The following is a 14308-nucleotide window of genomic DNA, read 5'->3' on the forward strand; positions in this document are numbered from 1 at the left end:
AGTTTTCAATAGGATCGCTGCGAATTCAAAATGTTGTTCAGCACTTCCTGCACTTCTTCCAATTCGCCGGACGGAACCAAAATCTCATACTGCTGCTTGGAAACGTTAATCGGGCGGATTTTGACGAGAAAACCTTCCTGCGTCAGCCTGTTTCTGATGGTCTCCGCGATTTTTGCCGTAGGTGCGATATATATGACCGTCCACATGAATGGAACCTCCCGAGCATCTGACAACGTTAATCCGGGCGCCGGCGCTCATGTCCGTCCGGCGTCAGGCAAACTCACGGCAACTAGGCATATGATGTCATCATGATACCATAAATCCCTTTTTGACCGCAACGCCAGACGCCGGGCCGGGCGGGACGGGTCCCGCATTCGGCTCGGCGTCCGGCGTTTCGCAAGCGGTCAGCCGGAGCAGCCGTAGCGGTTCGCCTTCGGATCCTGGTGGGCGATCCTCGCCGACGCCGCCGCCGCAAGGCCGGCGACCAGATCGTCGAGGAACACGTGCACATGCTTGCCTTTCTCGTTCAGCTTGCGGATGATTCCGGGCTTGACTTTGTCCAAATAACCGAAGCTGGTAAGCCCGATCATGCCGTAGACGTTCGTAATGCCGAGCGCCAGCGTCTCGTCGACGCCGTACAGCGATTCGTCCGCTTCCATGATCGCCTGAAGCGGCTGCGGCAGCTCTTTGCGTTCGGCCAGCTCGTCGAGGGCGATGCCCGTGAACAGCACGTATTGGACCTCACGCTTGCCGAGTACGGCCAGCACGCTGTCATTGCATTCCTCGACCGTCAGATCCGGATTATAGGGACGCTGCAGCGAATAGACGATTTCCGCCACGTCGCTTGTCGATACGCCGCGTCTTAGCAGCCATTGTTCCACATCCAGAGACACCTCTTCACCCCTTTCGCATCGGCTTGTACGAAACGCGGCGGCCTTTTGATGCTTTATACAAAAGCCATAAAGGACCAGCTGGCCGGACATTCCGTTCGAGCGGCGAAAATGAGGGCTCCCGCCGTCCGTCTCCGGGCGGTCCGGCGGTTGTCAGCCCCGTGTTTCCTAAATGTATGCGGACAACGGGGAACATGTGCATATTTTATTTTGGCCGCCGCTGCGGCGGCCTAATCGATCGTGTTATGGCGGCGTTTATTTGACGACGGCCGCGCCTTTGCCGAAGATCGCTTCGATTTCGGCGATCAGCCGCGGCGACGGCTTGACGCGAAACGCATCGCTCAGCGCGACCGTCTGCTGGCGGCCTTCGTAGAACAGCACCGTCTCCAGCGGACCGGCGCTTCCGGCGAGCAGCTCCTTCAGCCGCTCGAGCGCCTCCGGCGATTCGCGGCCGGCGGCGATCTTGACGTAGACGCGCTGGCGGCGGCGTCCGCTCTCGACGCCCGCAGACGCCCGGCCCGGGCGCGGCGGCGCGGCGGCGCGGCCGGGCGCGGCCGGCGCCTGCTGCGCCGCTTCCGCGCGGCGGCCGCCGCGGAGCGGCTGCGGCTGCCCGCCGCCGGCCGAGAGCGCGCCGGCGGCGGCTTCGACGGGCCGCGCGCCGGGCGCCGCCCCGCCTGCCGGAGCGCGTACGGCGGCGTCCGGCGGCAGCCCGCGCTCCGGCGCCGGCCGCGCTCCGGCGGAGCCGGCGGCAGCCGCGGCGCGCCCCGCTCTGGCGCGCGCCTGGCGCTCCAGCCGCCGGACCTGATCCGCCAGCCCGGCCCGGCTTCCGCCGGCGAGCGGGACGACGTCGTCGACGATCAGCTTGTAATCGTCGTCCTGATGCTGCACCGTCGCCAGCACGACGGCGAGGCCGCCGGGCGCGAGCGCGTCCGCGTGCCGCTTCCAGACGGACGGGAACGCGACCGCCTCGACGCGCAGGATACGATCCTCCAGCTCGAGAAACGCCATCGCCTGGCCTTTGCGCGTCGTCAGCGGCTTCGCGCCGACGATCATGCCGGCCACGACGGCCGGTCCGCCCTCCGGCGCTTCCGCCAGGTCGACGAGCCGGTCGAGCGGCAGCTGCGCAAGCTCCGCCTCGAAATCGTCCAGCGGATGCCCGGACAAATAGAGGCCGAGCAGCTCCCGCTCCAGCGCAAGCAGCTGCCCCGTCGTGAACGGCTGCACGTCCGGCAGCTCGACGTCCCAGTTCTGCACCTCGTCGAAGCCGAACAGCTCGATTTGCAGCTCCTCGCGCTCCTTGCGCCATTTCGCCGCCGCCTCGACGGTCTCGTCCAGCGCGGCGACCAGCTGCGCGCGATGCGCGCCGAACGCGTCGCAGGCGCCTGCCAGCACGAGCGATTCGAGCACCCGCTTGTTAACGACGCGCAGGTCGACGCGCCGGCACAGGTCGAGCAGGCTGTCGAAGGGCCGCTCGGCGCGCTCCTTCTGCAGCGATTCGATCGCCTGCGTGCCGACGTTCTTGATGGCGGCCAGCCCGAAGCGGACCGCAGCGTTAACGGGCGTAAACGTCACACCGCTCTCGTTCACGTCCGGGGGCAGCACCTCGATGCCCATGCGCCGGCATTCGTCGACGTATTCGGCCGTCTTGCGCTGATTCCCCGTCACCGACGCGAGCATCGCGGCCATGAACGGCACGGGATGGTTCGCCTTCAGCCAAGCCGTCTGGAACGCCAGCACGCCGTAAGCCGCCGCATGCGCGCGCGGAAAGCCGTAGTCGGCGAACCGCACGATCATATCGTAAACGCGGTCCGCTTCCTCCCGCGAATAACCCATTTTCAGACTTCCCGCCACGAAATGCGCCCGCTCTTCGTCCAGCACCTCGCGCTTCTTCTTGGAGACGGCGCGGCGCAGCAGGTCCGCTTCCCCGAGCGAAAAGCCGGCCATCTGCGACGCGATCTGCATGATCTGCTCCTGGTAGACGATGATGCCGTACGTATCGGACAAAATCGGCTCCAGCGAAGGATGCGGATACTCCACCTTTTCGATCCCGTGCTTGTACCGGATGAAATTGGGGATAAACTCCATCGGACCCGGCCGGTACAGCGCCACAACCGAGACGATATCCTCGAACTGCGTCGGCTTCAGCTCGCGCAGCACGCGGCGCATGCCGGCCGATTCCAGCTGGAAAATACCGGTTGTATCCCCTCTTCCGAGCATCTCATACGTAGCCGGATCGTCATCCGAAATATGTCGGAAATCGACCGTAATTCCCTGCTGGCGCTTGATCCACGACAGCGTCCGTTCCAGGATCGACAGCGTGCGCAGCCCGAGAAAATCCATCTTCAGGAGGCCGACCGCCTCCAGATGCTCCATGGAATACTGCGTCAGCGGCGTCCGTTCCGTCCCCGCCTGCAGCGGCACGTAATGCGTCAGCGGCTCTCCGGAAATGACGACGCCGGCTGCGTGGGTCGAGGCGTGCCGCGGCATGCCCTCGACCTTGGCCGCCATCTCGAGCATCGCGCGCGTCTTCGGCTGCCGCTCCGCCGTCTCGCGCAGCTCGGCGCTGCCGGCAAGCGCGCCTTCCAGCGTGATGCCGAGCTGATGCGGCACGAGCTTGGCGGCGCGGTCGACCTCCGCGAACGGCACCGCCATCGCACGGCCGACGTCGCGCACGGCCGCGCGCGCCGCCATCGTGCCGAACGTGATAATTTGGGCGACATGCTCCTCGCCGTATTTGGCCGAGACGTACGCGATCACCTCGTCGCGCCGCTCGTCGTTAAAATCGATGTCGATATCGGGCATCGTCACCCGCTCCGGATTGAGGAAGCGCTCGAACAGCAGCTTGTATTTGAGCGGATCGACGTCGGTGATCCGCAGCGTATACGCGACCAGGCTGCCCGCCGAGGAGCCCCGCCCGGGGCCGGTCCGGATGCCCTGCTCATGCGCGAAGCGGATAAAATCCCACACGATCAGAAAATAATCGCTGAAACCCATTGTCTCGATCACGCCCAGCTCGTAAGCGAGCCGTTCCTCCGCCAGACGGCGGAATTCCGATCCCTCGGACCATTCCGGCTTTCCCGCGTACCGGGCTTCAAGCCCTTCCCGGCACAGCGCTTCCAAATAGCCGGTCGACTCCATGCCGCTTGGGATCGGGCCGAATTTCGGCAGCAGGGCGCGGCCGAACGTCAGCTCCAGCTCGCATTTGTCCGCGATTTCCGCCGTATTTGCGACCGCCTCCGGCGCATGGCGAAACAAGCCCGCCATTTCGTCTCCGGACTTCAGGTACAATTGGTCGGTCAGCATTTTCATCCGGCCTTCGTCCTCGGTTGTTTTGCCGGTGCCGATGCAGATGAGCACATCCTGCATGGCGGCGTCCTCCGGGCGCAAATAATGCACGTCGTTCGTTGCCGCAAGCGGGATGCCCGTTTCACGGGACAAAGCGACCATCCCCTGCGCGACCTTCTTCTGGTCGAGCATCCCGTGATCCTGGAGCTCCAGATAGAAGTCCCCGCCGAAAATCGAGCGGTAGCGCATCGCCGAAGCGCGCGCCGCTTCCGTCCGTTCGTGCAGCAGGTGCTGCGATATTTCGCCCTTCAGGCACGAGCTCAGGCAGACGAGCCCCTCCGAGTGCTCCGCCAGCGCTTCGAGATCGATGCGCGGTTTATAATGAAAGCCCTCCAGATGGCCGATTGTACACAGCCGCATCAGGTTCCGGTAGCCGGCCTCGTTTTTGGCAAGCAGAATCAGATGATAGATCGGGCTGTCCCGGCGCGGGCCTTTGTCAAAGCGCGAACCGGTCGTCAAATAAACCTCGCAGCCGATAATCGGCTTGATTCCCCGCTCCCGGCACGCTTTATAAAACGGAATCGCGCCGTACATGACGCCGTGATCGGTCAGCGCCAGCGCCTTCATCCCGAGCTCCGCCGCCCGGGCCGTCAAATCGCGGATGCGCGCCGCGCCGTCGAGCAGGCTGTATTCGCTGTGGACGTGCAGGTGCACGAATTCGGTTCCGCCGCTCATGGATAGACCTTCCTTCTTTCGGTCGATGCATGCTTTTTCTACTAGTTTATCATAATGAATCGCCCTCCGCCCATACAATGGAACAGGAGGGGACGAGCGTCTGCTCCAATCCGATCGTCAGGCGGGTGCTACTCGAAAATGAATGCCATCGATTCCTATGTATCCAGGGCGGCTCTCGATTTCTTCATCGCCTTCGGCGTCGTGTTCGGCGGCTCGATGCTGGCCGGCATCGGCTCGGTCTTCTTCCTGCTGCCGCCCGCGGCCGTCATGCTGCAAACCGCGTCGCAGCTGAAAATATGGGCATTGGTCGCGGCCGTCGGCGGCTCCATCGATCCGCTGCGCGTCATCGAAAGCAACATTATCGAGGGTCATTTGTACCCCGTCGCGGTGCAGGTCGCCCTCATGCTGTGCGCCTTTCTCGGCGCGCATATAGGCACCGAGCTGATCCGCTGGCTGTGCCGAGGGGCGGCGTAAGGCGATGCGGGTGCCGCAGTTCGAACGGTACGCCCGGCTGTCGCAGGGCACGGCTCTGCTCATCGTCGGCGCTCTGATCGGGGCGCTTGTGTATCATTCCATCTTTTTCATGAACTTTAACGCGCTGCGCACCACGAATCTCGAGCTGGAGGAACGGCTGATCCAGTCCGAGAACGATCTGGAAAAGCTGAACCAGTTTAAAAACCAGCATACGATTATTAAAAGCATTTTGCCCATTATGGAGGAAAGCCGGACCGGCGGCGGACGGAATGCGGGGATGAACGAATTGACGAAAAGCATCCTGCGGGCGACCATCCGCAAGGAGCTCGGCGTCCTGATCGGCCGCAGCATTTACGATATCGACTCGGACGCCAAGCTCGCCCGGCTGCTGCTGGCACGCAAGGAATATACGGTGCAGGATAAAGAATACGCGGTGGAAATCAAGACGATGCTGGTTGCGGATAACGTGCTGCGGGTCTGGTTTACGGCAAAAGAAAAGGAACCGCCGCCCGGATGAACCCCCGTTATTATTCGCGGCTCGTCTTCATTCGTGGTACAATGTTGCTGAACTTGAACAATGCACATCGCAAAGGAGCTGCTTGAACGTCCATGGTTACCGCGCTGCACTGGGTGCTGCTCATTCTGATCTGCCTGCTTTCGGTCGGGTCGGTCTATTTCAGCTTCAAATCCCGCCGGTTGTCCGACGCGCGCCTGCGCGGCCTGAACGCCGCCCGGATGAACATCTGCATGGGCTTCATGCTCGTGCTCATCGCCCTCTTCTTCATGCTCGCGTACAGCGGTTCGACGCTGAAGGTCATCGTCGGCGCGCTGTTTATCGTGCTCGGGCTGTTCAACCTGTTTGCGGGGCTGCGCAATCACAGCGTTTACCGCTCGATGAAAATGTAGCGCCCGCCCGGTGGCTCGCCGTCCGGCCGTCGCGGGTTTCGCCCTAAAACGGGTCGATCAGCTGAACGGTCAGCATCGCCTTGGCGGCCAGACCGCTGGCATCGGCCAGCTCGACTTCGAGCTTCGCGCTTCTGCGGCTCATTTCCAACAGCTTCGGTACGACCGACATTTCGCTTTCCAGCTGCAGCGGCCTTACGAAATAGGTCGTCAGGCTTTCGATCACGTGGTCCCGCTTGCCGAGCTCGCGGATCAGCCCTCTCGCCGCCTGCGTCATCAGCGTCACCATGACGCCTTCGGAAATCGTGCCGAGCGTGCCGGACATCTGCGGCGTGATTTTCCCCCGGTATATCCAGGCCGCGCCCTCCGTATCCTGCCTTTTCCCGAAGCCGGCGGCAATCAAATCCTCGAACGTTTCGCCCGACTCCTGCCGCTTGCCGGCGTAGCGGAGCGCTTCGAGCACTTCGCCCCGGCTGATCGCCGCGAGCAGCTTGCGGTTCTTGTCGACGATCGGCAGCAGGTCGATGCCTTCGGCCGCCATCGTATGCGCCGCCGACGCGATCGGAATATTCGGGGCCGCCGTAATCGGCCGGCGCGTCATCAGCCGCTCCACCGGCTGCCCGTCCGGCTCGCCGTCCGCGTCTTTGGCGGTCATCATGCCGACGACCCGTCCGCGCTCGTCAAGCACCGGAAAGCGGGTGCCGCCCGTACGCATCGAAAGCTTGCGGAAATCGGCGGCCGTCTCGCCGAGGCGCATCGTCTCCACCGGTCTGCTGTACGTCACGATATCCTCGACCAGCATAATTTTCTGCTTGATCAGCCGGTCGAACATCGCCCGGTTGATCATCGTCGCAACCGTAAACGTATCGTGCCGGGACGAGATTATCGGCAGGCCGCGCTCGTCCGCCAGCCGCTTCACGTCGGCGCTCGTGCCGAAGCCACCCGTAATGAGCACCCCCGCCCCCTGCTCGAGCGCGCACCGGTGGGCCCCTTCGCGGTTGCCGACGATCAGCAGGCTGCCCGCATCGATGTAGCGCACCATCGCGTCCAGCTCCATCGCGCCGATGACGAATTTATGCAGCGTTTTGCCCAGCCCGTCCGCGCCGCCGAACAGCTCGCCTTCGACGATGTCGGTCACCTCCGCGAACGTCAGCCGGTCCAGCTGCTCGCGCTGCTTGCGCTCGATCCGGACCGTCCCGATCCGTTCCTTCGTGCTGACGAGGCCGAGCGCCTCCGCCTCCTTGATCGCTTTGTACGCCGTTCCCTCGCTCACGCCGAGCTCGTCCGCCATCGTCCGTACCGACAGCTTCGTTCCGATTTTCAGCTGGGCGATGTATTGCATGAGCCGCTCGTGCTTCGTCAGCGCCGCCGTTTCATGATCATCTGCGTTCAAAGCGCGTCCCCCTTTTTTACATGGTTTCGTGATTTTCATTTTAGCAGAAAGATTGTAAAGTAGAATAGAAGGTCTGACCGCGTGGGAAGATCGGCGCTAAGAAGGGTTCGTTTTACAATTGCGACGATTGAAGGAGCTAGGCCAAGATGACCGCCGAACTGATCGCAAAGCTTCAAATCCTGTTTGTGTTCTCGATACCGGAATCCGCGCTCGTGCTTTGGTTCAGCTGCGCGTGGCTCGGGTTAAAGCCGGACCGTTTTCTGCCCCGCCTGCTTGTTTATGCGGTGCTGTTTTCCGTTTACGTCGACGGGATGCTGTTCGTTCTCCCGAATTGGCTATATTTCGTCAACTCGATTGCCGGGAACTTCATTCTGATCGGGATCATTTTCCCCATGTACAAGCTCAAAAAAAGTTTTCTGCTGCTGTCGCTCGCCTATTTCGTCGCCCTGACGCTGGAAAGCACGGTTTCGTTATGCGCGCTCTTCTTCGGCGGATACGACAGCATGATGGCAGGCTCGGTTTGGGATAAAATCGCCGCATGCTGGCCGCCGCTCGCGCTGCTCGCCCTCGTCACGGCTTATATGCAAAAGAGCGGGAAGACGCCGGCCAAACGGGCGTTCGACTTTTTGCTCCATATTCGCTCGCGCTCGTATTTTGCCTTGATGATGCTGTTTTTCATCCAATTTTGCCTGCTGGCCATCCTGTTCAGTTACTTGTTTACGCAGCCGGAAAATAGCTCGTCTTATCAAATTTTTATCTATTTGTCGATCTATTTTACGATCATTATCGCCATCTACGTCTTTTACTTAATCGCGCGCACGCGCAAAGAAGCGGTGCAAGCGGCGCAGGAGACGTACATCGGCGATATGCTGCGCATGTTTGCATCCATCCGCGGACAGCGCCACGATTTCATCAATCACGTTCAGGTCATGTACTCCCTGCTCGGGCTCGGCAAGTACGACCAGCTGCGCAGCTATATGGAGCAGGTTGTCCAGGAAATCAAAACGGTAAGCGAATCGATGGACAATATGCCGTCGCCGGCGCTTGCCGCCTTGTTCCAGGCCAAAACGGCCGCGGCCGAACAGAGCGGCATCCGGTTCCAGTACGAAATTTCCGATACGGCGCATACGTTCGGCGCCGTGACCGATATCGATTTGGTCCGCATGATCGGCAATCTGATCGACAATGCGTTCGACGAAGTGATGACGATCGCCGATCCGGCCGAGCGCGAAGTCACGATGGAGCTGTTCACCGATCACTCCCTGCTTCACATCGTCGTCGCCAACCGCGGGCGGACGCTGACCGAGGACGAGCTGGAAAACATTTGGAAGCCCGGGTATACGACCAAATCGGGCGAGCATTCCGGCCTCGGGCTCGCCAATATCCGCGAGCGAGCCCTGCATTACGGCGGCACCGTCTCGGCCGAATCGGACCCGGAGCGCGGCGTCGTGTTTACCGTCAAGCTGCCCGTACGTCCCGAAATCCATGACAAGCCCGCTTGACGAGAGGCTGTCGGACCCATGATGAAAGGCGCCCCGCTTCCGGCCGTCACGGCCTGGTGCAAGGCGCCTTTTTCACGCGTTCGTCCTCGGTGCGATTATCCTTATAAGCGGTCGTTGTCATAAGCTGTCAGCGGCTCCAGCAAAGCCAGGAAGCCGCGCTCGTACAGGCGGGCGTACCGGCTGTGCCGGGCGGGATCCGGCACGATGCGCCTGACGCCCGGACGCGGTACCGCATGGCAGGCTTCGCGCAGCGAGCCGAAGACGCCGGCTCCGGCGCCGGCGGCCAGCGCCGCCCCAAGCAGGGCCGCCTCGGCCGTATCGGGTACGGTCAGCGTAATACCCGACACGTCGGCTTTGATCTGCAGCCAGACGCGGTTGCGGGTACCGCCGCCGACGACGCTCAGCCCTTCGATCGGCCTGCCCGCAACCCCCTGCGCGCTCCGCCGCATCAGCTCCAGCTGAAAAGCGTTCCCTTCCAGCACCGCTCTCAGCAGTTCGCCTTTGCCGTGCTTTCCCGTCAGCCCGACGAACGCCGCTTTGGCCGACGGCTGGAGCCGCGGGGCGTCGCTGCCCGACAAGTAAGGAAAATAAAGGATGCCGGTCGGTCCGGGCTCGGTCGCTTCGAGCAGCTCCATCAACCCCTCGTAACTCAGGCTGCCGTCTCCGATCGTTTCGCGCAGCCATTCGACGGAGCCGCCGGACGAGGAGTGCCCGCCCATCCAGAACATCCGGTCCGACGCCGGATGGAGCCCGAACGACAAGCCGGATTCGTAATCCGCCGTCTCCAGCCGGCGCCGCGGAAAGGTGCCGGCCAGCGTCTCCGCGGTTCCCATCGAGTTATACGCTTCCCCTTCCACGAGCATGCAGGCGAGCGAAGCGCATATGTGATCGTGGCCGCCGAGGCAGACGACGGTATCCGCGTTCAGACCGAGCGTTTCCGTGCCGGCCGCCGCAGCGGTCCCGACAACGGCTCCCGCGGGCACCACGTCCGGAAACAGCTCCGGCGCAAGGCCGAAATGCCGGATCAGCGGCACATTCCAGCCGCGGCTGTCGATCCGGTACACGAACGTGCGGGCGGCCAGCGTTTCGTCCTCGGCGACCCGGCCGGTCAGACGATAGGCGATATAGGCGGACACGGACAGCCATACGGCGCCGCGAAAGGCATGCGACTCCCGCTCGCGAAGCCAGAGCAGCTTAGGCAGCCCGAATTTAAACGAAGCGTGCAGTCCGGTTTGGCAAAAATGCTCGCGCGCGTCGATTTCGTCCCGCACCGCTTCCGCATGCGGGGCCGAGCAAGTCTCGAACCACGGCATAATCGGCGACCGCGCTTCGCCGCTAACGGGATCGAGCAGAAGCCCGCTTTCGGCCATGCTCGTCACCCCGACGGCCCGGACCGACGGGCTGCCGGCGGCCGCGGTGACGTCGCGGATTAACGCGGCCGCCGTTTCCCACAGCCGCTGCGGGTCGTAAACGACCGTCCCCTCCGGTCCGTTCGTCTTCGCATTCGGCCGCTGGGCCTGCGATACGGCGGTGCCGTCCTCGCGGAAAAGCCCCGCCTTAATATTCGTCGTGCCGATATCGATGGCAAGCAGCATGACGGTATTCATCCTTTCTTTCGCCGGTAACCGGATTTGCGAGAATGCTTCGCCCGATCCGGCGGCCGGCTTTCGATTTAATCCGTTCCTTCCACCTGCCGCAAAAGCGATTCGCTGTTCGTCTCCAGGTCGAGACGGATGTCCAAAGGCCGGGGCTGCAGTTCCGGCCCGGCGGATGCCAGCCATTCACGCCACGCAGCCGGGTCTTTGCCGAAGGGCATGCCGCTCAGCCGCCGGAGCGTCAGGAGCGCCTGCCTGGCAAGCAGCGAACGCGCGTCGGCCAAATAGCCGATCAGTGTTTCGAAGCCTTCCGGACGGCCGCAGGCGGCCATCGCCCGGCCGATGGCAAGCTCGAGCATCGCCCGCCGCTCCAGGAAATAATCCTGCTGGTACCCCTGCCCCGACTGCTGCCCGTTCAAGTATGGAATCCGGTGAAGGCGTTCCAGCGCCGGCACCGCATCCGGGTCTCCTAGCCGTTCCGCGCCTTGGCAAACCGCGTCGATATAATAATAAATGCCTTTCCAGGTATCTTTAAAATCGTCTTCGTCCGGCTTGAGCAGCCCGGCGACGCGTTCCCAGACGGGAATGCTCCGCCGGTCCTTCGTCTGCGCGAGCGAGTACAGCAGGTATGCCGCGTCGGGCATCGCGCCGTGATCGGGAGGCAGCTGCACATACATAATCTCCGCCGAGCGCGACGGAAGCTCCGTCCCGCTCAGCTCCGACAAAATCGCCTCGATCAAAACCGGCGCTCCCGCATTCGAGCCGAACATGGCGAGCGCCTGCGCCAGGCGGATTCGGCGCAGGCCGTCCGCACGCCCAAGCGCCCGTTCCAGAAACGGCACGATGCGCGGGCCGACCGAGCAAATTTCGGCAAACGGAATCGGCCCTTCGTAAACTTCGTTCATCCGCATGTTGGAATACTCATATAACGGCTTGTCGGCTTCGATCGATTCGACGAGCCGCTCCAAATCGCCGTCGCGGTATCGAATCGGCCGCAGCGTCCGCTCGGCCGTTCGTTCCGCGAGCAGCCCTTCGGCTGCGAGCCGGCGCTGCAGCCGCTTCAGGTCGACGGCGCGCAGCGGCATACCGGTGCAGACCGCCTGCACGGCGGCCAATGCGGCCGCCGCGCCCAGATTTTCCAGGTCCGCCTGCATACGGATCGCCGGCAGTGCATCGTGCGTCGCCGAAACGGCTTTGCCCGCGACGAGCATCCCGTCCAGCCCTTGCGGAAGCAGCATCCGGTACGGGATCTCGATTTCGAGGTTCGGCGGAATGAGGCCGATATTGACCCAGTCTGCGCCACTGACGCCCTTGACGTCGTGATTGCTGAAATGGACGTTGATGACGTCCGGCCATTTGCGGTGGAGCAGCTGGTCGGTCAGCTTCATCACGACGTCGCCTTTGATATGGCGGCTTTCGCGGGTCGCCACATAGATGCCATGGTCGTGCGTATTCGTCCCGCGCCTGCGGCCGGCCAGGATGGCGCGCGTGTAATCGAGCGCATTCGAAACGTCAACCATGCTCGTAAAATTGTTCTGGATTTTATCCGGAGACGTGTACTGCGCAAGCGAATACCACATTACGGTATGGTCCTTCTCCGAGCCGTAGACGAAATCCGCTCCGGCGAACGCCGCCAGATCGCCGTCGCCGGTCGCATCGACGACCGCCTCGGCCAGTACCGCCTTCGGCCCCCAGCAGGTGGCGACGACCGCGCCTTTCGCACGGCTGCCCTGCATGACGACGCCGAAGGTAACCGCGTTCAGGATCAGCTCGACGCCGCCGTTTACCGCCTTTTCGAGCAGGACGTGCATTTTCGCCTCGATGCTCCATTTGTGCCCCTTGTAACGCAGCTCCCGCTGCAGCGCCAGCACCGCTTCCTGTATGCGGGCTGCGAAGCCGGCCTTGCGTCCGAACCAGTAGCTGTCGACGCCGCCGAATGTGCCCGTTCCGCCGAGACCCGGATTCAGGTCGACAAGAGCGGTGCGGACCCCTTCGCCCGCGGCCGTGTACGATGCGCAAGCGCCGCTGGATCCGCCGCCCGCGACCAGCACGCCGACGGAAGCCAGCACCGGAACCGCCGATGCCGGAACCTCGGCAAGCGGACCGGTCTCTTCGCTACCCGGCGAAGGGATGCGGATCACCGCTTGGTCGTCGTGAGAGGCGGCATCGGCTCCGGCCGGGCAGACCGTATCAAAGCTTTTCCCCGGCTTTGCTCGAGGGCTTTCGGCGGTTTCGGCGCGCAGCAGACGGTCTCCGGCAGCCGCTCCTTTTTCCGGCGGCTGCGGTCCGTCTGCGGCGCTCAACCCTTCCAGCCTCGACGCTTCCGCCAGCAGCCTGCCGACATGCTCGCCTGCCGCCGCGGCGCCGACCGGACCTTGCGGAGCGGCCCAGCCCAGACGGTAAAAAGCTTTGTTCAGCGAATACACGCCCGGTACGTCGGCGGCCGCCGGCTCCGGCAGCGGCGGGATCCGGTCCGTGCGCGGTCCGCTAAGCGGATAAGGCCCTGCCAGCTCGTGCGAGGATGAGGCAAGCACCGCTTTGCGAAACGCCGGCTCCCGCTGCAGCAGATGGACGGCGAGCCTCATGCCGCGGCGGCGAGCCTCGATTTCGCGGTCCCGGCTTGCTTCGAGGCTGTTGGCGCCCGGCAGCTCCAGCGCATACTCGGCATACAGGTGACCGCCGCCTCTGTACCCCTGCCGCAGCCGGACTTCGTCATTCAAAACGCCGATGTCCGCCGGAACGCCAAACCTCCGGTATCCGCCCGACACCGCCGCGCCTTCGCCCGGTAAGCCCGCTTCCGGGTCGGCATCGACGAACTCCAGCGTCCGCGCGTATACGGCGGTACTTCCCGGCGCGAAGCGGGAAACGTCCTCGCCGCACAGCGTGCACGCGATTGACGTTTCAGTCGCGTCGACGATGAGCCGGGCGTCGATCAGCTGCCTCCCGGATTTGTTGGCGATCACGACGCCGGCGGCTTTCCCCTCGCGGAGCACAATGGAAACCGGGAGAGAAGCGTACAGAAAGCGGACGCCGGCCGATTCGAGCCGGTCTTCCAAACCGCGCTTCAACAGGTCGGGGTACAGCGCGATATATTCGCCGGTGAAACGGCCGCTGCCGGCAGCGAAAGCGCTTAGCCCTTCACCGGCGGCTCGCTGCTCGTTAATAAGATGCGCGATCAGGTCCGGCAGCGGCTGCGTCTCCTCCGCCGCGTCCAGCCAGGGGCGAAGCGTCGCCGTCAGCTCGCGGCCCATATACGTCCGCGGCTCGACCAGCCAGACGCGCTTTCCCCCTTTCGCCAGTTCCAGTGCGCACGCGATGCCGGCAAGCGACCCGCCGAGCACGGCGGCATCGGCTTCGCCGAGCACCGGAATGTTCGCTTTGCCGATCTGAAGATTCATGCCATCATTCCTCCCCATTCCTTGCGGCGGACATTCGTCCGGTCAAGCGCGGACCTGCCGCTCCGGCCGACCGGCCAATCACGTCTTTTACCGCAGCTTTCGGGATTCGTCCGTTCCGTTCCCCGGCCGCGCG

Annotated in this window: 10 protein-coding genes; 4 read left to right on the top strand and 6 right to left on the bottom strand. The window is 63.3% G+C overall.

Going from position 1 to position 14308, the window contains the following annotated elements; translation table 11 throughout:
* Nucleotides 1-5: 5 nt before the first annotated feature.
* The 3 genes from PD282_RS19070 to PD282_RS19080 all read right to left on the bottom strand — a co-directional run bounded on the left by PD282_RS19070 (nt 6) and on the right by PD282_RS19080 (nt 4910).
* Nucleotides 6-206, bottom strand: coding sequence for a glutamate decarboxylase (locus tag PD282_RS19070; protein WP_274652247.1), 201 nt, complete (start codon nt 204-206; stop codon nt 6-8).
* A gap of 198 nt (nt 207-404) precedes the next feature.
* Nucleotides 405-893: a phosphatidylglycerophosphatase A family protein gene (locus tag PD282_RS19075; RefSeq protein WP_274652249.1), complete on the bottom strand. Its 489-nt coding sequence runs from the start codon at nt 891-893 to the stop codon at nt 405-407.
* Between the two features lie 252 nt (nt 894-1145).
* Complete coding sequence (locus PD282_RS19080; protein ID WP_274652252.1) at nt 1146-4910, bottom strand: DNA polymerase III subunit alpha; 3765 nt, start codon at nt 4908-4910, stop codon at nt 1146-1148.
* A 147-nt stretch (nt 4911-5057) separates the two neighbouring features.
* On the opposite strand from PD282_RS19080, the gene PD282_RS19085 reads away from it, so the two are divergent.
* The 3 genes from PD282_RS19085 to PD282_RS19095 all read left to right on the top strand — a co-directional run bounded on the left by PD282_RS19085 (nt 5058) and on the right by PD282_RS19095 (nt 6290).
* The gene (locus PD282_RS19085) at nt 5058-5384 is read left to right on the top strand and encodes a YtrH family sporulation protein (protein ID WP_274655321.1); all 327 of its coding nucleotides are present in this window, start codon (nt 5058-5060) and stop codon (nt 5382-5384) included.
* Nucleotides 5385-5388: 4 nt separating this feature from the next.
* Nucleotides 5389-5901, top strand: coding sequence for a sporulation membrane protein YtrI (locus PD282_RS19090; protein WP_274652253.1), 513 nt, complete (start codon nt 5389-5391; stop codon nt 5899-5901).
* Between the two features lie 92 nt (nt 5902-5993).
* Nucleotides 5994-6290: a YtpI family protein gene (locus PD282_RS19095; RefSeq protein ID WP_274652254.1), complete on the top strand. Its 297-nt coding sequence runs from the start codon at nt 5994-5996 to the stop codon at nt 6288-6290.
* 43 nt (nt 6291-6333) lie between these two features.
* On the opposite strand, the gene PD282_RS19100 is transcribed toward PD282_RS19095, so the two are convergent.
* On the bottom strand, nt 6334-7629 hold the full coding sequence (locus PD282_RS19100; protein WP_274655322.1) for a DRTGG domain-containing protein: 1296 nt from the start codon (nt 7627-7629) through the stop codon (nt 6334-6336).
* Nucleotides 7630-7826: 197 nt separating this feature from the next.
* Here PD282_RS19100 and PD282_RS19105 point away from each other — a divergent pair, with 197 nt between their 5' ends.
* Complete coding sequence (locus PD282_RS19105) at nt 7827-9182, top strand: sensor histidine kinase (protein WP_274652256.1); 1356 nt, start codon at nt 7827-7829, stop codon at nt 9180-9182.
* A 101-nt stretch (nt 9183-9283) separates the two neighbouring features.
* Here PD282_RS19105 and PD282_RS19110 read toward each other — a convergent pair whose 3' ends face one another.
* Entirely contained in the window at nt 9284-10777 is a 1494-nt protein-coding gene (locus PD282_RS19110; protein WP_274652258.1) for an FGGY-family carbohydrate kinase, read from the bottom strand.
* A 77-nt stretch (nt 10778-10854) separates the two neighbouring features.
* Nucleotides 10855-14175, bottom strand: a complete 3321-nt coding sequence (locus tag PD282_RS19115; protein WP_274652260.1) for an FAD-dependent oxidoreductase — start codon at nt 14173-14175, stop codon at nt 10855-10857.
* Between the last annotated feature and the right edge of the window lie 133 nt (nt 14176-14308).

It is taken from the genome of Paenibacillus humicola (assembly GCF_028826105.1).
Classification (GTDB): domain Bacteria; phylum Bacillota; class Bacilli; order Paenibacillales; family Paenibacillaceae; genus Paenibacillus_Z; species Paenibacillus_Z humicola.